The 18,772-nt window shown below is 72.3% G+C and carries 17 protein-coding genes; 3 read left to right on the top strand and 14 right to left on the bottom strand.

Translation table 11 applies throughout. The features are described from left to right. Positions 1-60 precede the first annotated feature (60 nt). The gene (locus ACH5AC_RS15335; protein ID WP_398862283.1) at positions 61-1,482 is read left to right on the top strand and encodes a lipase maturation factor family protein; all 1,422 of its coding nucleotides are present in this window, start codon (positions 61-63) and stop codon (positions 1,480-1,482) included. Here the strand turns inward: ACH5AC_RS15335 and ACH5AC_RS15330 are convergent. The 10 genes from ACH5AC_RS15330 to ACH5AC_RS15285 form a co-directional block, all read right to left on the bottom strand. Further along, positions 1,470-2,309: an amidohydrolase family protein gene (locus ACH5AC_RS15330; RefSeq protein ID WP_398862282.1), complete on the bottom strand. Its 840-nt coding sequence runs from the start codon at positions 2,307-2,309 to the stop codon at positions 1,470-1,472. The genes ACH5AC_RS15335 and ACH5AC_RS15330 overlap by 13 nt on opposite strands. Next, positions 2,306-3,256 carry an aldo/keto reductase gene (locus ACH5AC_RS15325; protein WP_398862281.1) on the bottom strand — a complete coding sequence of 317 codons (951 nt, stop codon included), beginning with the start codon at positions 3,254-3,256 and terminating at the stop codon, positions 2,306-2,308. Before ACH5AC_RS15325 ends, ACH5AC_RS15330 begins: the two co-directional genes overlap by 4 nt. Beyond that, complete coding sequence (locus ACH5AC_RS15320) at positions 3,253-4,008, bottom strand: SDR family NAD(P)-dependent oxidoreductase (protein ID WP_398862280.1); 756 nt, start codon at positions 4,006-4,008, stop codon at positions 3,253-3,255. Before ACH5AC_RS15320 ends, ACH5AC_RS15325 begins: the two co-directional genes overlap by 4 nt. Next, a complete protein-coding gene (locus ACH5AC_RS15315; RefSeq protein ID WP_398862279.1) occupies positions 4,005-5,351 on the bottom strand; it encodes an enolase C-terminal domain-like protein in 1,347 nt (448 codons plus the stop codon). The genes ACH5AC_RS15320 and ACH5AC_RS15315 overlap by 4 nt, the downstream gene beginning before the upstream one ends. Positions 5,352-5,562: 211 nt before the next feature. Next, a complete protein-coding gene (locus tag ACH5AC_RS15310) occupies positions 5,563-5,736 on the bottom strand; it encodes a hypothetical protein (RefSeq protein ID WP_398862278.1) in 174 nt (57 codons plus the stop codon). A gap of 966 nt (positions 5,737-6,702) precedes the next feature. Continuing rightward, the gene (locus ACH5AC_RS15305) at positions 6,703-8,205 is read right to left on the bottom strand and encodes an SDR family NAD(P)-dependent oxidoreductase (protein ID WP_398862277.1); all 1,503 of its coding nucleotides are present in this window, start codon (positions 8,203-8,205) and stop codon (positions 6,703-6,705) included. 104 nt (positions 8,206-8,309) lie between these two features. Then, positions 8,310-9,665, bottom strand: a complete 1,356-nt coding sequence (locus ACH5AC_RS15300) for a wax ester/triacylglycerol synthase family O-acyltransferase (RefSeq protein WP_398862276.1) — start codon at positions 9,663-9,665, stop codon at positions 8,310-8,312. Positions 9,666-9,822: 157 nt separating this feature from the next. After that, positions 9,823-11,043, bottom strand: coding sequence for a glucose-1-phosphate adenylyltransferase (gene glgC / locus ACH5AC_RS15295; RefSeq protein ID WP_398862275.1), 1,221 nt, complete (start codon positions 11,041-11,043; stop codon positions 9,823-9,825). A gap of 85 nt (positions 11,044-11,128) precedes the next feature. Beyond that, positions 11,129-12,283 carry a glycogen synthase gene (gene glgA / locus ACH5AC_RS15290; protein WP_398862274.1) on the bottom strand — a complete coding sequence of 385 codons (1,155 nt, stop codon included), beginning with the start codon at positions 12,281-12,283 and terminating at the stop codon, positions 11,129-11,131. Between the two features lie 32 nt (positions 12,284-12,315). Continuing rightward, a complete protein-coding gene (locus ACH5AC_RS15285; protein ID WP_398862273.1) occupies positions 12,316-13,077 on the bottom strand; it encodes a (2Fe-2S)-binding protein in 762 nt (253 codons plus the stop codon). 210 nt (positions 13,078-13,287) lie between these two features. On the opposite strand from ACH5AC_RS15285, the gene ACH5AC_RS15280 reads away from it, so the two are divergent. After that, positions 13,288-14,331 (top strand): DMT family transporter, encoded by a 1,044-nt coding sequence (locus ACH5AC_RS15280; protein WP_398862271.1) that lies wholly within the window; start codon positions 13,288-13,290, stop codon positions 14,329-14,331. Here ACH5AC_RS15280 and ACH5AC_RS15275 read toward each other — a convergent pair. Further along, the gene (locus ACH5AC_RS15275; RefSeq protein WP_398862270.1) at positions 14,321-15,499 is read right to left on the bottom strand and encodes a transglycosylase family protein; all 1,179 of its coding nucleotides are present in this window, start codon (positions 15,497-15,499) and stop codon (positions 14,321-14,323) included. The two genes, ACH5AC_RS15280 and ACH5AC_RS15275, sit on opposite strands and share 11 nt — an antisense overlap. A gap of 312 nt (positions 15,500-15,811) precedes the next feature. Here ACH5AC_RS15275 and gndA point away from each other — a divergent pair, with 312 nt between their 5' ends. Then, entirely contained in the window at positions 15,812-17,251 is a 1,440-nt protein-coding gene (gene gndA, locus ACH5AC_RS15270) for an NADP-dependent phosphogluconate dehydrogenase (protein WP_398862269.1), read from the top strand. Between the two features lie 173 nt (positions 17,252-17,424). Here the strand turns inward: gndA and ACH5AC_RS15265 are convergent, their stop codons facing one another. The 3 genes from ACH5AC_RS15265 to panD all read right to left on the bottom strand — a co-directional run bounded on the left by ACH5AC_RS15265 (position 17,425) and on the right by panD (position 18,579). Beyond that, positions 17,425-17,667 (bottom strand): hypothetical protein, encoded by a 243-nt coding sequence (locus tag ACH5AC_RS15265; protein WP_398862268.1) that lies wholly within the window; start codon positions 17,665-17,667, stop codon positions 17,425-17,427. A 123-nt stretch (positions 17,668-17,790) separates the two neighbouring features. Beyond that, positions 17,791-18,138, bottom strand: a complete 348-nt coding sequence (locus tag ACH5AC_RS15260) for a GNAT family N-acetyltransferase (RefSeq protein WP_398862267.1) — start codon at positions 18,136-18,138, stop codon at positions 17,791-17,793. A 21-nt stretch (positions 18,139-18,159) separates the two neighbouring features. Then, complete coding sequence (panD, locus tag ACH5AC_RS15255; protein ID WP_398862266.1) at positions 18,160-18,579, bottom strand: aspartate 1-decarboxylase; 420 nt, start codon at positions 18,577-18,579, stop codon at positions 18,160-18,162. Between the last annotated feature and the right edge of the window lie 193 nt (positions 18,580-18,772).

Here is an 18,772-nt window from a genome sequence, read left to right as displayed (position 1 = left end):
CCGGGGCCACGGTACTGGCAGAGTGACGGGGGACAGTGGGGCGGAGAGGAGCGCAGGGGCGTGGACTGGTTCAGCGCATCCGACTACTGGCTGAGCCGGCTGGTCTTCCAGCGGGCCCTGGCCGCCGTGTACCTGGTCGCGTTCCTGACGGCCGCGCTGCAGTTCCGGGCGCTGCTCGGGGAGCGGGGCATGCTGCCCGTGCCGCGCTTCGTCGCCCGGGTGCCGTTCAGGAGGGCGCCCAGTCTGTTCCAGTGGCACTACTCCGACCGGTTCTTCGCGGGGGTCGCCTGGGCGGGTTGCGCGGTGTCGGCGGCGCTGCTCGCGGGGGTGGACTCCCACGTCCCGCTGGGGGCCGCGATGGCGCTGTGGCTGGTGCCGTGGGTGCTGTATCTGTCGATCGTCAACGTCGGTCAGACCTGGTACGGCTTCGGCTGGGAGTCGCTGCTGCTGGAGACCGGGTTCCTCGCGGTGTTCCTGGGCAACGACGAGGTGGCGCCGCCGATCGTGGTGCTGTTCCTGCTGCGCTGGATCCTGTTCCGGGTGGAGTTCGGCGCCGGGCTGATCAAGCTGCGCGGGGACCCCTGCTGGCGCAAGCTGACCTGCCTCGATCACCACCACGAGACCCAGCCGATGCCCGGCCCGCTGAGCTGGTTCTTCCACCATCTGCCCAAACCCCTGCACCGGGTCGAGGTGGCCGCCAACCATGTCACCCAACTCGCCGTGCCGTTCCTGCTGTTCACCCCGCAGCCGATCGCGTCGGCGGCCGCCGCGCTGATGATCGTGACCCAGCTGTGGCTGGTGCTCAGCGGCAACTTCTCCTGGCTGAACTGGATCACCATCGTGCTCGCCCTGTCCGCGCTGCGGCTGCCGTACGACGCTCCGTCCGTGCCCGGCACGCCGCTCTGGTACGAGGTGGTGGTCCTCGGTGTGGCCGCGCTGATCCTGTTCCTCAGCCACCGCCCGGTCGTCAACCTGATCTCCCGCAGCCAGGTCATGAACCGCACGTTCGACCCGCTGCACCTGGTCAACACCTACGGCGCGTTCGGCAGCGTCAGCCGGGTGCGCTACGAGGTGATCGTCGAGGGCACGCTCGACGACGTGCCCCGGGCGGATGCGGAGTGGCGGGAGTACGAGTTCAAGGGCAAGCCGGGCGACCCTCGGCGCTGGCCGCGCCAGTTCGCGCCCTACCATCTGCGGCTGGACTGGATGATGTGGTTCGTCGCGCTGTCCCCGGCGTACGCCGGGTCGTGGTTCGGCGCGCTGGTGGAGCGGCTGCTGGAGAACGACCGCGACACGCTGAGGCTGCTGCGCCGCTCCCCCTTCCCGCCCGACCGCCCGCCGCGCCACATCCGCGCCCGTCTCTTCCGCTACCGGTACACCACCTGGCGGGAGCTGCGGGAGACGGGCGCGTGCTGGGAGCGGACGTATGTGCGGGAGTTCCTGCCGCCGACCCGGCTGGAGGCCGCGGCTCAGAGGCCGTAGACGCGGGTGGCGGTGGTGTCGAGGAGCTGGTGCCGCTCGTCGGGGGTCAGATCCGCCGCCAAGGTCCCCGCGAGGTCCGTCACCTGCGCGTACGTCGCCGCGAGGGTGCACACCGGCCAGTCCGAGCCGTGCATCAGGCGGCCCGGGCCGAAGGCGTCCAGCACGGTGTCCCAGTAGGGGCGCAGGTCCGCCGTGCGCCATGCCGCCCAGTCGGCCTCGGTGACCATGCCGGACACCTTGCAGACGGTGTTGGGGAGCGCGGCCAGGGCCCTGACGTGTGCGGCCCAGGGTTCGAGCGTGCCGGAGGCGATGGGCGGCTTGCCGAGGTGGTCGAGGACGAAGGTCAGCCCGGGCAGGACCTCGGCCGCTCTGACGCAGGCCGGCAGCTGGTGCGGCAGGACGACCAGGTCGTAGACCAGCCCGGCGTCCGCGACGGCCCGCAGTCCACGCCGTACGTCCGCCCGCAGCAGCCACTGCGGGTCCGGCTCGCCCTGGACCTGGTGCCGGATGCCCTTGAGGTACCGCCCGCCGGGGAGTTCCCGGAGTCCGGCCAGTTCGTCGGCGACGTCAGGGCGGGTGAGGTCCGTCCAGCCCACCACGCCGGCCACCAGGTCGTGCGCGGCGGCCAGGGCGAGGAACTCGGGGGTCTCCTCGGCGACGGTGACGGTCTGGACGAGGACGGTGCGGTCGACGCCGGCCGCGCGGGCCTGTGGGGCGAGGTCGTCCAGGGTGAAGTTCCGGCGCAGCGGCCGTAGTTCCGGGCCCCGGATCCAGTCCTGGTCCCGCACCGAGAGGTCCCAGACGTGGTGGTGGGCGTCGACGGTCACGGCCACTCTCCTTCAGGCAGCAGGCCCGACGTCCGCAGCTCGGCCCAGAGGGCGGCGGGGACGGGCGTACGGAACTGGCGTACGCAGTCGTCCACTTCGGCGGCGGAGCGGGCGCCGACCAGGACGCTCACCACTGCCGGATGGGCGGCGCAGTAGGCGAGGGCGGCGGCGCGCAGGGTGGTGCCGTGGCGTTCGGCGGCCTCCTTCAGGAGCAGGGCGCGCTCCACCGACTCGGTCGGCGCCTGGGCGTAGTTGTACGTCGCGTCCGGCCTGGGGTCGGCCAGCAGGCCGGAGTTGAAGGCGCCGCCGATCACCACCTTCACCCCGTGTTCCAGCGCGGCGGGGAGCAGGTCGGTGAGGGCGCTGTGGTCGAGGAGGGTGTGGCGGCCGGCGCAGAGCACCATGTCGACGTCCGTGTCGCGGACGAAGCGGGTGAGCATCGCCGACTGGTTCATGCCGGCGCCGATCGCGCCGACGACGCCCTCCGAGCGGAGCTTCTCCAGCGCCGGGTAGCCCTCGCGGAACGCCTGCTCGGCGTGGTCGTCGGGGTCGTGGAGGTAGACGGTGTCGACCCGGTCGAGGCCGAGGCGCTGAAGGGACGCCTCCAGGGTGCGGCGGATGCCGTCGGCTGTGAAGTCCCAGACGCGGCGGTGCGTGGCGGGGACGGCGAAGCCGTGGGCGAGGTCCTCACCGGTGCCGTCGGACGGTTCGAGGCGGCGGCCGACCTTCGTGGAGATCCGGTACTCGGCGCGGGGGTGGTCGCGCAGGGCCTCGCCCAGGCGGCGCTCGGAGAGGCCGAGGCCGTAGTGGGGTGCGGTGTCGAAGGAGCGGATGCCGTGGCGCCAGGCGGCCTGCACGGCGTCGTACGCCTGCTGCTCGGTGACCTCGGTGTAGAGGCCGGCGATCCCTGCCGCGCCGAAGCCCAACTCGGCGGTGGTGGTGTTCATGACGCCGCCGGGCGCAGTCGCAGGCCCTGCATGCCGCCGTCGACGGCGAGCGCGGTGCCGGTGGTGGCGCCGGACAGCGGGCTGGCCAGGTGGGCGATGGCGCCCGCGACCTCGGCGGCGCTGACCAGGCGGCCGGTGGGCTGGCGGGCCTCCAGGGCGGCGCGTTCGGCCGCCGGGTCGTCGGCGGCGTCGAGGAGGCGGCCGATCCACGGGGTGTCGGCGGTGCCGGGGTTGACGCAGTTGACGCGGATGCCCTCGCGGATGTGGTCGGCGGCCATGGCGAGGGTGAGGGCGTGCACAGCGCCCTTGGTGGCGCTGTAGAGGGCGCGCTGCGGGAGGCCGGCGGTGGCGGCGATGGAGCAGGTGTTGACGATCGCGGCGTGCGCCGACCGGCGCAGATACGGCAGGGCGGCGCGGGCCACGCGCACCATGCCGACGACATTGACGTCGTAGACGCGGTGCCACTCGGCGTCGTCGTTGTCCTCGACGGTGCCCTGGGCGCCGATGCCCGCGTTGTTGACCAGGACGTCGATTCCGCCGAGCCCGGCGGCGGCCGCCGCGACGGCCGTACGGACCGAGGCGTCGTCGGTGACGTCGGCGCGGTGGGCGAGCAGCGGCTTGTCGACGCCGGACGGGTCCAGGTCGAGGACGGCGACCTGGGCGCCGCGCTCGGCGAGCAGTTCGGCGGTGGCCCGGCCGATGCCGGAGGCGCCGCCGGTCACCAGGGCCTTCAGTCCCTCGAAGTCGTTCATGCCGCCTGCTCCTTGTTCGGGCCGTCGGTGAGGTCGGCTGCCCAGAAGGCGCCGTCGGGGTAGGTGTAGCGGGCGATGGACTCGGGGCGCATGGCGGCCGAGAAGCCCGGCGCGGTGGGTGCGGTGTAGTGGCCCTCGCGGATCACCACCGGGTCGAGGAAGTGGTCGTGCAGATGGTCGACGTACTCGATGACGCGGTCCTCGGTGGTGCCGGAGAGGGCGACGTAGTCGAACATCGACAGATGCTGGACGAGTTCGCACAGCCCGACGCCGCCGGCGTGCGGGCAGACCGGGACGCCGTACTTGGCGGCGAGCAGCAGGATCGCGAGGTTCTCGTTGACGCCGCCGACGCGGGCGGCGTCGAGCTGGAGGACGTCGAGGGCGCCGGCCTGGAGGAGCTGTTTGAAGACGATCCTGTTCTGCACGTGCTCGCCGGTGGCCACCTTCACCGGGGCGACGGCCGCGCGGACGGCGGCGTGACCGAGGATGTCGTCGGGGCTGGTGGGCTCCTCGATCCAGTACGGGTCGAACTCGGCCAGCGCCTCGGTCCAGCGGATCGCCTCGTCGACGTCCCAGCGCTGGTTGGCGTCGACGGCCACGCGGATGTCCGGGCCGACGACCTCGCGGGCGACCCGGCAGCGCCGGATGTCGTCGTCGAGGTCGGCGCCGACCTTCAGCTTGATCTGCCGGAAGCCGTCGGCGACGGCCTGGGCGGCGAGCCGGGTGAGCTTGGCGTCGTCATAGCCGAGCCAGCCGGCGGAGGTGGTGTAGGCGGGGTAGCCGTGCTCCAGGATGCGGGCTGTCCGCTGCTCGGCGCCCTCCTTGCCGCGCCGGAGGAGGTGGAGGGCCTCGTCGGGGGTGAGGGCGTCGGTGAGGTAGCGGAAGTCGATCTGCCGGACCAGCCACTCGGGCTCGGCGTCGGCGAGCAGCCGCCACAGCGGCCTGCCCGCGCGTTTGGCGGCGAGGTCCCAGGCTGCGTTGACGACGGCGCCGATCGCCATGTGCATCACGCCCTTCTCGGGGCCGAGCCAGCGCAGCTGGCTGTCGCCGATCAGGTCGCGGCTCAACGCGCCCGGGTCGGCGCAGAGTTCGTCGACCGCGCGGCCGACGACGTGCCCGCGCAGCGCCTGGATCGCGGCGACCTGGACGTCGTTCCCCCGGCCGATGGTGAAGGTGAACCCGTGTCCCTCGTGGCCGTCGGCGGCGTCGGTGCGCAGGACGACGTACGCGGCCGAGTAGTCGGGGTCGGGGTTCATCGCGTCGGAGCCGTCGAGCTCGCGTGAGGTGGGGAAGCGGATGTCGTGGGTGTCGACGGCGACGACGCGTGCGGGGGTGGGGCTCACGGGACCTCTTCCGATCAAGGAGCAGCAGTCATCCGATATTTAACAGGCGACATCGCTGTCAGAACAGCCTCCTACACTCACTTGGTCGATTATTGCATGCATTGATCCGATGACCAGCGACCGGAGGCGGCGGCCCCTGGCGCTGAACAGCAGCGGAGGGCACCCCTCGGTCGAGGGGTGCCCTCCTGCAGTGGCCGCGCAGCGCTCCGGTTCAGTCCACGCTGGGCAGGATGTGGGGCTCGGCGAGGTCCTCCTCGTAGCCCGCGAGGCGGATGGGGGCGGACCGGGCCCACACTTCAAGGCTGCCGAGCTCGCCGGACCGCCGGCCGGCGGGCTCGGGGCGTTCCTTGGGGCGTTGCTCGCGATTCGTCTTCTCCGGTGTCACCGCGCACTCCTTATGTGTCGGGTCACCCTCGGGGCGGGCCGGCCACTTGGCGGACCGGCGTCTGACGCGCCCTCGGGTCGTACGGGTAGGCAGTTCGGACGCGGTGGCGCCGGTAACTCCAAGGAGAGCAAACCGCTGTGGACCGGCTTGTCCCATGACGGACCGTGGGTGTGGGTGTGGTGGTACCCCGTACTGCTGTCCGTCCGCCTCAGGTTAACCAGATGAGCGGTCACCTGCTCGATAGCGCCGAAAAATTGGCGTAACTACGGCAAGTCACCCGGATGTCGGCCCATGTGAATTGACCTTTCCGCCCCGGAAGTCACCCTTTGTGTCTCACCCGTTCGGCGGATCAGTTCAGGTGCCGTCGGCTCGGACGCAAGCTCGCCATGACCGGGTGGCGCACCGCAACGGCTGTCTCGCGGCCGCCCCGCCGGCAAGGAGCTCCAGCCGGCCGGCCTGGTCCACCCCATCGGCCATCTCCTGGGCCCCACCGACGCCACCGGCCGCGCCGAACGCACCGCCGACGCCGCACGCCCGCTGCCGGGCGGCCACCCATGGCGGGGCACCCCGACCGACGACGACCTGCACCGCCTGCACCAGGCCGACGAGGAGGGCCGCTTCGCGGCCCTCGGAGCCGGGGTGCTGGAGGACTGGCGGATGATGCTGGAACTGGTGGCGGAGCGGAACGCCCGCATGGGGGGCCCCGGAGTAGGCACGGCCTCGCCACCCGCCGGCTCGTGCCGAAGCGGCGCCGCCCGGCCGTGCACTACGCGGCGCCGCTCCACGCACCGGCATGCAGCCCAGCGGAACCCCGGCCGAGGGCCTTGGAGTCGGCGGCGCGGCTCGCCACCCGCCGGCTCGTGGTGAAGCGGCGCCGCCCGGCCAAGCCACGTGGCGCGGCTCACCACGTACCGGTAGGTGGCCGAGCGGAACCGCCGCATGGGGCCGTGGACCAGGCGGCGCGGCTCACCACTTGCCGGGGGCGTAGTCCTTGAGGAAGACGCCGTGGACGTCGTCGCCGGACTCGCCGCGCACGATCGGGTCGTAGACGCGGGCGGCGCCGTCGACCAGGTCGAGGGGGGCGTGGAAGCCCTCCTCGGCCAGGCGGAGCTTGTCGAAGTGCGGGCGCTCGTCCGTGATCCAGCCGGTGTCGACGGAGGTCATCAGGATGCCGTCGGTCTGGAACATCTCCTGGGCGCTGGTCCGCGTCACCATGTTGATGGCGGCCTTCGCCGCGTTGGTGTTGGGGTGGCCCGCGCCCTTGTAGCCGCGGTTGAACACACCCTCCATCGCCGAGACGTTGACGATGTACGCGCGCTTGCCGGGCGCTTTGCGCGCGGCCTCGGCCATGATCGGCCGCAACTTGCTGATCAGGATGAACGGCGCCGTGTAGTTGCACAGCTGGGTCTCCAGCAGCTCCACCGGGGAGATCTGCTCGATGGTCTGCACCCAGGTGTTGCTCTCGACGACGTCGGGGACCAGCCCGCCCGCGTCGATGGCGGTCCCGGCGCGGTGCCGCTCCACGCTGGCGTTGCCGGCCACCAGGGCGAGGTCGGCCACCTTCTGCGCGTCGAGTCCGCTGACGCCGACGGGCAGTGCGGTCAGACCGTCGACCGCGCCGGAATTGAAGGCGCCGATGACCTGATGGGCGGGGAGTTCACCGGCGGGCAGCGGCGCGCTCTCGCCCTCGACGAGCGCGGCGTACGCGGACGGCAGCCGGCGCACGGTCTGGGTCGCGTTGTTGATCAGGATGTCGAGCGGGCCCTGCTCGACCATCCGGTCGGCCAGGGCCACGGCCTGGGCCGGATCGCGCAGGTCGATGCCGACGACCTCCAGGCGGTGGATCCAGTCCGCCGAGTCGTCCATGGCCTTGAAGCGGCGGATGGCGTCCTTCGGGAAGCGCGTGGTGATCGTGGTGTGGGCGCCGTCGCGCAGCAGCCGCAGCGCGATGTACATGCCGATCTTGGCGCGGCCGCCGGTGAGCAGGGCGCGCTTGCCGGTGAGGTCGGCGCGGGCGTCGCGCTTGGCGCGGTTCGTCCGGGCGCAGTCCGGACAGAGCTGGTGGTAGAAGTAGTCGACCTCCACGTACCGCGTCTTGCAGGTGTAGCAGGAGCGCGGGCGCTGGAGTATCCCCGCGATCCTGCCCTCCTCGGTGCTCGACGACGGCAGGATGCCCTCGGTCTCGTCGTCGATGCGCTGCGCGGAGCCGGTGGCGGTGGCCTCGGTGACCTTCCGGTCGTGCTCGGTCTTGGCGGCCCGGCGCTCCTGGCGGCGGCGCTGCTTGACCGTACGGTAGATCTGCGAGGTGGCCCGGCGCACGGTGATCGCGTCGGGGTGGTCGACGTCGATCTCCTCGAGCTCCTTGAGCACGCTGAGGCAGATCGCCAGGCGCTCCGGGTCGATGCCCGGTCCGTACGACTCCGCGGACACCTCGTCCGTCGTCGCCAGGCCGTCTTCTGTCACCGTCATCGCGCTGTCGTTTCCCCTGGTCACCTCGCGGCGCTCCGGCCGCGCCCGCTGTTCGAACGCGGAATTTTACTTCAGCGCCGGGGGACACCTCCAAACCCGGGAGGTCAGACCTCGCAGGCCGTGACCAGTGTCTCCACCTCCCCGGTCAGGGCGTCGGCGAACCGCTGGAGGTCCGGTACGGCCTGGGCGTCGGCGACCAGCCCGAAGTGGACCTGGCCGCGGTAGGTGGAGATGGCGACCGCCAGGGACTGGCCGCGGGCCAGCGGGGCGTACGGGAAGACGGCGGTGACCGGGTTCCCGCCGAGTTTCAGGCCGAGGCTGGGCAGCGGCACGCTGGTGACGAGGATGTCGAACCAGAGCCGCGCGGCCTGACTCACCAGCGGTCCGCCGATGCGGTGGCCGAGGGCGGGCACATGGTCGGCGAGCAGCGCGACGGCACCCGCGCCCCGGCCCGGACCGGCGTCCTTGTTGCGGTCCATCGCCGTACGGACGGCCGCGAGCCGGCCGAGCGGGTCCGGGTCGTCCACGGGGAGCCGTATCAAGTACCCGGAGAGCCGGTTGCCCTGGGGGTGCGCGGTGCGCGGGCGGCGCTTGGAGACGGGGATGAGCGCGCGCGGGGCCACCCCCTCGCTGCCGTCGCCGCGCTCGTCGAGCCAGCGGCGCAGGGCCCCGGCGACGACCGCGATCAGTACGTCGTTGACGGTCCCGCCGACGCTCTTGCGCACCCGGTGCACGTCGTCGAGGTCGACGACCACCCCGGCGGTGCGGCGGGTGCCGGTGGGTTCGGCGGTGAGCGCGGCGATGGGGCGGGTGGCGAGGGTCGACACGGCGACGGAGGCGCCGATGTCCAGGGCGCGCCCCACGTCGGACAGCGCGTCGCGCACCAGCGAGGGCAGTCGGCGCACGTCCGGCAGACGCCCGCGGGCCGCCTCGGCGGGGCGGGGCCGGGGCTCGGGCAGGTCCATGGGGTCGAGGACGGCGGCGGCCAGGCCGAGCGCGCGCAGGCCGTCCGCGAGGGCGTGGTGGAACTTGAACAGCACCGCGAAGGACACGCCGTCCCGGCCGGGCAGCACATGCGCCTCCCAGGGCGGTCGGCCGCGCTGCAGCGGGCGCTCCATGAGCCGGCCGGCCGCCTCCTGGAAGTCGGCGGTGGGGGCGTGCAGCCGGACGTGGCGCAGCGGGTCGAAGTGGGGGTCGGGCTCGCGGACCGCGCCCCCGAAGGCGAGCGGGCGGCGCAGGTCGAGCGGCCGGTCCCGGTCGAACGGGCGCCACACGTCCCGGATGCGCATGCGCAGCCCCGGCACGGCGGCCGCCCGGGCGGCGAGCAGGTCGGCGGCGTGCGCGCCCGAGGTGGGCGAGTGCGCCGAGAACACGCCCAGGGCACCGAGGTGCATGGGGTGCGCGGCGGACTCGATGTTCCAGAACGCCAGGTCGAGGGGTGCGAGCAGATCAGCAGTCAAGGGCTTGCCTCGCGTCGACGACGGGGTGAGGCAGGCAGTCAATCGCCTCTGCCCGATTACGGTCAAGTACGATCAGGCTACACACAGTTAACAGCGTATTAAGTGTGTGCCGGTTTGACCGGTTGGGCCAGGGGTCGGCGTGCCCGGTTCAGGCGGTTCAGGACACCCGCTGCCCCTTCCCGAGGGCGATCACCCCGCCCTTCGACACGGTGTACAACTCGGCGTCCCGCTCCGGGTTCACCCCGATCGTGGCGCCCGGCGGCACCTCGACGTTCTTGTCCAGCACCGCGCCCCGCACCACCGCTCCCCGGCCGATGTGGACGTTGTCGTGCAGCACCGAACCCTGCACCACCGCGCCCGGATCGACGACCACCCCCGGCGACAGCACCGAACGGGTGACCTGCCCCCGGATGAGGCAGCCGGCGCTGATGATCGACTCACTGGCCATGCCGCCCGCGTTGAAGCGGGCCGGGGAGAGTTGGTAGGAGTGCGTGTAGATCGGCCAGCTGCGGTTGTACAGGTTGAACTTGGGCCGCTCGGCGATGAGGTCCATATGGGCCTCGTAGTACGCGTCCAGCGTGCCGACGTCCCGCCAGTAGCCCTGGTCGCGGCTGGTCTCGCCGGGCACGTGGTTCTCGCTGAAGTCGTACAGGTACGCCTCGCCGCGCTCGGTCAGCTGGGGCAGGATCGAGCCGCCCATGTCGTGCACGGAGTCCTCGTCCTCGGCGTCGCGCTGGAGCGCCTCGATGAGGGCCTTGGTGGTGAAGAGGTAGTTCCCCATGGAGGCGAACACGGAGTCCGGGTCGTCGGCGAGGCCGGGCGGGTCGGCCGGCTTCTCCAGGAAACGCTCCACCGTCCGCCCGTCGGAGCCCGGTGTGATCACGCCGAAGGACGACGACTCGGTGCGCGGCACCCGGATGCCGGCGACCGTGACGCCCGCGCCGCTGTCGATGTGCTGGGCGAGCATCTGGCGCGGGTCCATGCGGTAGACGTGGTCGGCGCCGAACACGGCCACGTACTCGGGCCGTTCGTCGTAGATCAGGTTCAGCGACTGCAGGATGGCGTCGGCGCTGCCCAGGTACCAGCGCGGGCCGAGCCGCTGCTGGGCGGGGACGGGCGTGACGTAGTTGCCGAGCAGGCTGGACATCCGCCAGGTGGTGGTGATGTGCCGGTCCAGCGAGTGCGACTTGTACTGCGTCAGCACGCAGATGCGCAGGATGTCGGCGTTGACGAGGTTGGACAGCACGAAGTCGACGAGGCGGTACGTCCCGCCGAAGGTGACCGCGGGTTTCGCACGGTCCGCCGTCAGGGGCATCAGGCGCTTGCCCTCGCCGCCCGCCAGCACGATCCCGAGCACAGAAGGTCCGCCACGACGCATGGGCCGCTCCCCTCACCCTGGTGTAGAACCATGGTTTGCCCCTGAGCAGGCCCGAGTAAGCCTGTTCGAAGGCGTAGGCCGTGATCTAGGCCGTCTGTTTGACGATCTCCTCGTAGAGCCGGACCGTGCGCCGGGCGACCGCGTCCCAGCCGAACTCGCCCACCGCGCGCTCCCGCCCGGCCTCGCCCATTCGCCGGGCGGCCGCCGGGTCGCCGATGACCGCGTCCAGCGCCCGGGCGAGACCTGTCTCGAAATCATCGTCCACCGGTACGAGTACCCCGGTCCGCCCGTCCTCGACGACCTCGGGGATACCGCCGACCCGGGAGGCCACGACGGGGGTGCCGCAGGCCATCGCCTCCAGGTTGACGATGCCGAGGGGCTCGTACACCGAGGGGCAGACGAACACGGCCGCGTGGGTCAGGAGCTGGATCACCTCCGGCCGCGGCAGCATGCGCGGGATCCAGTGCACCCCGTCGCGCACTCGGCCCAGCTCCTCGAACAGTTCCCGGAACTCCCGGTCGATCTCCGGGGTGTCGGGAGCGCCCGCGCACAGCACGACCTGCGTCGCGGGGTCGATGTCGCGCACCGCCCGCAGCAGGTGCGGCACGCCCTTCTGGCGGGTGATGCGGCCGACGAACAGCACGTACGGGCGGTCCGGGTCCAGACCGATCCGGGTCAGGGCGTCGGTGCCGTGGTCCGGGCGGTACAGGGTGGTGTCGATGCCGTTGTGCACGACGTGGACCTTCGACGGGTCCAGCGCGGGATAGCAGGCGAGGATGTCGGCGCGCATGGCGCCGGAGACGGCGATCACCGCGTCGGCGGCCTCGATCGCGGTCCGCTCCGCCCAGCTCGACAGGGCGTAGCCGCCGCCGAGCTGCTCCGCCTTCCAGGGGCGCAGGGGCTCCAGCGAGTGCGCGGTCATCACATGCGGCACGCCGTACAGGAGCTTGGCGAGATGGCCGGCCAGATTCGCGTACCAGGTGTGGGAGTGGACGAGGTCGCGGCCCGCCAGCGCATGGGCCATCGACAGGTCCGCGGAGAAGGTGCGCAGCGCGTCGTTGCCGCCGTCCAGGGCGGTCCAGGGGCGGTGGCGTACGACACCCTCGGCCCGGCCCTCGCCCCAGCAGTGCACGTCGAGGTCGACCAGCGGTCTGAGCTCCCGGGCGAGGAACTCGACATGGACACCCGCCCCGCCGTACACGTCCGGGGGGTACTCCCGGGTCAGCAGTCCCACTCGCACCCGGAACCCCCTGTTCCTCGTGGCTCGTTCCCTCATGGTCGCCCAGACGGGCCGTGCGGGGAAGAGCGTGGGGGCCGGGTGAAGCAGCAGTCTCCGCAGACACCCCCGCCCGGCACCCGGTAGTACAGGCAGCAGCTGCGGCGGCGGAAGGCATGTCCGGTGGCCGTGAAGGTGCCGGTGCCGGCGAGCGGCGGACGGGTGAACAGCCGCTCGGTGAGGGAGCGGGCGGCCGCCGCCGCGTCGGGCCGGCCGTGCGCCCGCGCCCACCGCTCCAGCTGCGCGGCGGCACCCGCCAGCGCGGAGGCGGCATTGCCCCGCAGAAGACCGGGCGCGAGCCGGTGACGGGCGCGCAGGGCGGCGTCGAGCGGCTCCAGATGACCCTCCAGGACGACCTCGGCGAGCCGGTCCACGGGCAGCGGACGTACGGTTGTCAGCCACAGGTCGTCCGGGGCGGCGGCGTCCGGATCCCAGCGCAGCAGCCGGGGATCGAGGTCGGGGACGCGGCCGTACAGCGCGGCGCAGCCCAGGGCGATCGACCACAGCCGGGCCGCCAGCCCCTGGTGCGCCACCGAGGCTCCGACGCGTTCCTCCGGCGCACGGATGATCTCCGCCACCTTGCGGACGCGGAAAATCAGGGCATTTCCGTAAGCATCCGACGGACTGTTCGCGTAGGCGTCCGCGAGGGTCGGCAGCGGTCGCGGCGGCTCTCCGGCGGCGCGTAGGAGGAAGAACCCGCCGAGCGGGCGCAGGGCGGCGAGATCGGGGTCGAGGTCCACGAGGTGCAGTAGTACCAAGGACGGCCGGGAACAGGTTCAGGGGCGTGGCCGAGACGTCGCCCGCCTTGGGGCGTAGGCTCGATCCGGGCGTACTCCACCCGTAGTAGGACGCATTGAGTGCTCAGGGACGACGACGGGAAGACTTCCGCGCGGCATCGTGTTGTCCATGGAAGCCGACCGTTCGCCGCACCGGGGCCAGCGCCCCCGCCCCACGCAGAGGAACAGCTCATGAGCGCCCTCGCGTTGTCCGTGGTTCTGTCGTTCGTGTCCGCCGTCGCCTACGCCGGTGGCGCGATCGTGCAGGAACAGGTCGCGCTCTCCTCCCCGGACGGCAGCTATGCCCCGCTGCGGCGCCTGAGCTGGTGGGCGGCGGTCGCGCTGAACGGCATCGGCGGCCTGCTGCACGTGGTGGCGCTGGCCTACGGCCCGCTCAGCCTGGTGCAGCCGCTGGGTGCCCTGACGATCGTGTTCGCGCTGCCGATGGCGGCGCTCTTCGTGGGCCGCCGGGCCGGGCGGACCGCCTGGCGGGGCGCGATCATGGCGACGGTGGGTCTGGCCGGACTGCTCTCCCTGGTCGGCACCTCCGACGCGCAGTCGCTGAGCACCGCGCAGCGCGTGTCCGTCGCCCTGGTCACCGGTGGTGCGGTGGTCGCGCTGATGATCGCGGGCCGGGCGGCCCACCGGCACCCGGTGGTGCGCAGCGTGCTGCTGGCGACCGGCTCCGGTATCGCCTTCGGTATGTCGTCGGTGTTCACCAAGGTCGTCACCGTCGACTGGACCGGCTCGGTCCGTATGGCCGACCTGCCGACCTTCGCCGCGATCGGTGTGTTCGCCGTCGCCGGTGTGCTGCTGTCCCAGGCGTCCTACCGGGGCGCGGGCCTCGCGGCCCCGCTGGCCACGCTGACCGTGGTCAACCCGGTGGTGGCGGCCGCCGTCGGCATCACGATGTTCGGCGAGACCTTCCGCTACGGCGCCACCGGCACGGCGCTCGCGCTGAGCTGCGGTGTGGTGGCGGCGGGCGGTCTGATCCTGCTGACCACCGAGCGCCTCGCCAGGACCCAGGGGGCTTCGAAGACCGGGGGTGCGCAGGGCACGGTGTCCGACGGCGAGGGCGCGCCGGAACCGGTGGTCCCGGCGGCCGAGTTGCTCGACGCGGTGCCGGAGCAGCTCTCGCCCGTGGCCTTCTCGAGCGGCCCGCATGTGCTGTCGCTCCCGGTCCTCGACCGGCCGGTGCCGGTCCTCGACCGGCACCGGGAGCGCGTCAAATCCTGACGCCGCCGGCCCGTAGATAGGCCACCGGGTCGACGTCCGTTCCGAAACCGGGCCCCGTCCGCACCTCGAAGTGCAGATGCGGGCCCGTGCTGTTGCCCGTGGAGCCGGAACGGCCGATGCGCTGACCGGCGCTGACCGACTGGCCGGTGCGGACGGAGATCGCCGACAGGTGCGCGTACTGCGAGTAGTGCCCGTCGGTGTGCCGGATCACCACCTGGTAGCCGAAGGAACCGCCCCAGCCCGCGCTGACCACCTCGCCCGGCCCGATCGCCCTGACGGACGTGCCCGTGGGCACGGGGAAGTCGACGCCGGTGTGATAGCCCTTCGACCAGGAGGAGCCGGTGGCGTGGTAGGGGGTGCCGGTGCCGGCGGCGACCGGGGAGACGAGGGTGGCGGTGTTCTTCTTCTGGGGTGCCGCCTGCGTCCTGGGCGGGGTCGGGGTCTTCGGCGCAGTCTTCTGCTCCGGCGCGGTCCGGGTCTTCGGGGTGGTCTGCTTCGGCGTCGTCTTCGGCGTCGGTGCCGTCTTCGGCTTGGGCTTCGGCGTGGTGGACGGCTGGGTCCCGGCGCCCAGGTTCAGCCGCTGGCCGGGCATGATCAGGTCGGGGTCGGCGCCGATCGTCGACCGGTTGGCCGCGTAGAGCCGCTGCCAGCCGCCCTCGACGTCGCGCCGGTCGGCGATGCCGGACAGGGTGTCGCCGCGCACCACGGTGTACATCTCGGTCCTGCCGACCCGGGACTGCGGTGTGGTCTGCGGCTGGATGTCCTTGGGCTGGATCTCGGGGGCGGCGCCGCCCCGGGTGAGCCCGGCCCGCTGGGAGCAGCTCGGCCAGGCGCCCGGCCCCTGCCCGTCCAGGACCTTCTCCGCCACGGCGATCTGCTGGTCCTTGGTGGCGAGGTCCGCGCGCCGCGCGTACCGGAGGCCGCCGAACGCCTCCCAGGTGGACTGGGTGAACTGCAGCCCGCCGTAGTAGCCGTTGCCGGTGTTGATGTTCCAGTCGTTGCTCGACTCGCACGCGGCGACCTTGTTCCAGGTGTCCACGTCGGCCGCCTGGGCGGCACCGGTACCGATGAGCGGAATGGCCATACCGGCGCCGCCCGCGGTGACGGTGAGCGAGGCGCGGTTGATCCTGTTCGGCTGATACCGGCGGTGCCGGCCGCGTACGGCCATGTCTCAAGCCCCCTCGACAGGCGTCAGGAGCGGCAAAAGTAAGCGCTGCCCACCGGCGGGGACAAGGCGGCAATCAGCCGCGTGTGCCCCCAAGTGGCGGGAAATCGGCGCCGGTTGGCCGGATCGCCCGTATCCGCCGGGCCGGGACTGAGGCGAAGGGGGGCCCGCGTGCGTACTCACCCCCGCGGGGCCGGATGTGCGGTCGACACAGGGGCACGTCAGCATGGTCTTCAGGAACCCGGACCATACTGGCGGGCGAGCACGACCGGCACGGCCTCTATGTTGTCAACACATGTTCGAGGAGCAGGCGGTATGAGCACTTCAGCCCAGATCGGCGTCACCGGACTCGCGGTCATGGGCCGCAACCTCGCCCGGAACTTCGCCCGCAACGGCTACACCGTGGCCGTGCACAACCGGACGCCGGCGCGCACGCGCGCCCTGGTGGAGGAGTTCGGGCACGAGGGCGAGTTCGTCGCGGCCGAGACCGCCAAGGAGTTCGTGGCGGCGCTGGAGCGACCCCGCCGCCTGGTGATCATGGTGAAGGCCGGGGAGCCGACCGACGCGGTGATCCAGGAGTTCGCTCCGCTCCTCGAACCGGGCGACATGATCATCGACGGCGGCAACGCGCACTTCGCCGACACCCGGCGCCGGGAGCGTGAGCTGCGGGAGCGGGGCATCCACTTCGTCGGCACGGGCATCTCCGGCGGCGAGGAGGGCGCGCTGCTCGGCCCGAGCATCATGCCGGGCGGGTCGAAGGAGTCGTACGACTCGCTGGGTCCGATGCTGGAGAAGATCTCCGCGAAGGCGGCCGACGGGGCGCCCTGTGTGACGCATGTCGGCGCGGACGGCGCCGGTCACTTCGTGAAGATGGTGCACAACGGCATCGAGTACGCCGACATGCAGCTGATCGGCGAGGCGTACCAGTTGCTGCGCGATGTCGCCGGGTACTCCCCCGCGCGGATCGCCGAGATCTTCCGTACCTGGAACACCGGGCGGCTGGACTCGTACCTGATCGAGATCACGGCCGAGGTGCTGTCCCACGTGGACGCGGCGACGGGCAGCCCCTTCGTGGACGTGGTGGTGGACCAGGCGGAGCAGAAGGGCACCGGGCGGTGGACCGTGCAGATCGCCCTGGACCTCGGGGTGCCGGTGTCCGGGATCGCCGAGGCGGTGTTCGCGCGTTCGCTGTCCGGGCACGCGGCGCTCCGCGATGCCTCGCGGGGGTTGGCCGGCCCGAAGGTCTCGCCGCTGAGCGAGTCCGAGGCGGCCGCCTTCGCCGACCGGGTCGAGCAGGCGCTGTACGCGTCGAAGATCGTGTCGTACACGCAGGGCTTCCACGAGATCGACGCGGCGCGTACGGAGTACGGCTGGGACATCGACCTGGGTGCCGTCGCGTCCATCTGGCGCGGCGGGTGCATCATCCGGGCGGCCTTCCTTGACCGGATCCGCGCGGCGTACGACGCGCGGGCCGATCTGCCCAGCCTGCTGTCGGACGAGACGTTCGCGGCGGAGATCGCCGCCGCGCAGGACGACTGGCGTGAGGTGCTCGTCGCGGCGACCCGGCAGGGGGTGCCGACGCCCGGGTTCGCGGCGGCGCTGGCGTACTACGACGCGTTGCGTGCCGAGCGGTTGCCTGCGGCGCTGACCCAGGGGCAGCGGGACTTCTTCGGGGCGCACACGTATCGGAGGGTGGACCGGGAAGGCTCGTTCCACACGCTGTGGGGCGGGGACCGGTCCGAGGTGTCCGCCTGACAGCTCGGGGAGTTCGGCCGTATCGCGGGTAAGGGCGCCGGCCTGCCGCCCCACGGACGAAGACGACGGCGGCCCGGTCAGGCGCTGCTGGTGGATCTGCCCGCTCGGGCCGCCGCAGGGCGAGGAGGCCGCGATGTCCCTGCCCCGCTCGCCCAGCGCCCGGCCCGTGGCGCTCAGGTGAGCGGCGGCCCCGGCTCCGGATTCGGGACCGGTTCCGGGCCCGGCGGGATCGGCGACGGGGTGGGCTCCGGTACGGGGCCGGGGGCCGGGGGCGGCTGGGGTACCGGTGGTGGTGGCGGGGTGGGGGTGGGCGGCGGCTCCGGGGTGGGTACCGGGCTCGGGGGCGGCTCGTGGGGCTGTGGGTCGGGGCCGGGCGTGGGGCCCGGCGGCACCGGGTCGGGGTAGGGGTCGGTCATGGCGTCCTCCAGCCAGTCGGTCGACCGTGGCCCTGGACTACTCCCCCGCCTACCCCCGAGCCGTGCGCGCAGTCACCCGGGGGCGTCGGGACGCACCGTCCGCCTGGCGCAACGGCGTCGGGCTCAGAAGCGCCCGGGGTGGGCCACCAGCCAGTCCTTCGCCGCCTCCAGCAGACCGGGCCGGGCGGCCGGGGCCTCCTCCGGGTGACGGGCGGCCCATCGCGCGACGTACGGGCACAGGGAGGCGACGGCACTGTCCTCGTCGGCCGCGATGCGGTAGAGCTCACGGGCGAGGGAGCCCGCGATGCCCTTCCCCTCGTGAGCGGGTTCCACGACGGTGTGCACCGGGACCAGCGCCCGCGCCGGGGACTCCAGCACGAAGTACTCGATGCGGCCGACGACCTCAGCGCCGTCACCGAGGGCCTCGAGACGGCCGTTCGCCCGGTCGTCGCGGATCTCGACACCACTCATGGACACGCTCCTCGTGCGGGGTCAGACCGACACGGCCTGCGGGCTGCGCTCCTGGTCGGAGCCCGGCACCGGCTCCGAGGGGTCGGCGCCGAGGGCCACGATCCGGTTGTCCCCGTCGACGTGCACGACACGCGGCTTCAGCGCCCGCGCCTCGGCGTCGGTGACCTGAGCGTAACTGATGATGATCACCAGATCGCCGGGGTGCACGAGGTGGGCGGCGGCGCCGTTGATGCCGACGACCCCGGAGCCTCGCTCCCCCTCGATGACGTACGTCTCCAGCCGGGCGCCGTTGGTGATGTCGACGATGTGAACCAACTCGCCGGGCAGCAGATCGGCCGCGTCGAGCAGGTCGGCGTCGATGGTCACCGATCCCACGTAGTGCAGATCGGCTTGGGTGACGGTGGCGCGATGGATCTTGGACTTGAACAGAGTACGCAGCACTTTGGACTCCTGGAAGACGGCTCCCTGCCAGCTTTGTGCAGGTCAAGGGCGGTATCACTCTACAACTGGCACGCGCCTGACTCGAAGATTGTGAGGAACATCGCTTCACTCCGGTGAGCCGGCTCCCTGCCTGGGCTTCCGTACGAATCAGGCTGTTGTGACGCCGCCGATCAGGCGCCTGTTCGGACAACCG

Source organism: Streptomyces sp. NPDC018693, from assembly GCF_044391385.1.
Taxonomy (GTDB): domain Bacteria; phylum Actinomycetota; class Actinomycetes; order Streptomycetales; family Streptomycetaceae; genus Streptomyces.
This window is presented reverse-complemented; position numbering and strand designations above follow the sequence as displayed.

Excerpts from the sequence above, each read along its gene's own strand:
- ACH5AC_RS15325 (WP_398862281.1), bottom strand. The coding sequence starts at position 3,256 with ATGAACACCACCACCGCCGAGTTGGGCTTCGGCGCGGCAGGGATCGCC.
- ACH5AC_RS15320 (WP_398862280.1), bottom strand. The coding sequence starts at position 4,008 with ATGAACGACTTCGAGGGACTGAAGGCCCTGGTGACCGGCGGCGCCTCC.
- ACH5AC_RS15305 (WP_398862277.1), bottom strand. The coding sequence starts at position 8,205 with ATGACGGTGACAGAAGACGGCCTGGCGACGACGGACGAGGTGTCCGCG.
- glgC (WP_398862275.1), bottom strand. The coding sequence starts at position 11,043 with ATGCGTCGTGGCGGACCTTCTGTGCTCGGGATCGTGCTGGCGGGCGGC.
- ACH5AC_RS15280 (WP_398862271.1), top strand. The coding sequence starts at position 13,288 with ATGAGCGCCCTCGCGTTGTCCGTGGTTCTGTCGTTCGTGTCCGCCGTC.
- ACH5AC_RS15275 (WP_398862270.1), bottom strand. The coding sequence starts at position 15,499 with ATGGCCGTACGCGGCCGGCACCGCCGGTATCAGCCGAACAGGATCAAC.
- gndA (WP_398862269.1), top strand. The coding sequence starts at position 15,812 with ATGAGCACTTCAGCCCAGATCGGCGTCACCGGACTCGCGGTCATGGGC.
- ACH5AC_RS15265 (WP_398862268.1), bottom strand. The coding sequence starts at position 17,667 with ATGACCGACCCCTACCCCGACCCGGTGCCGCCGGGCCCCACGCCCGGC.
- ACH5AC_RS15260 (WP_398862267.1), bottom strand. The coding sequence starts at position 18,138 with ATGAGTGGTGTCGAGATCCGCGACGACCGGGCGAACGGCCGTCTCGAG.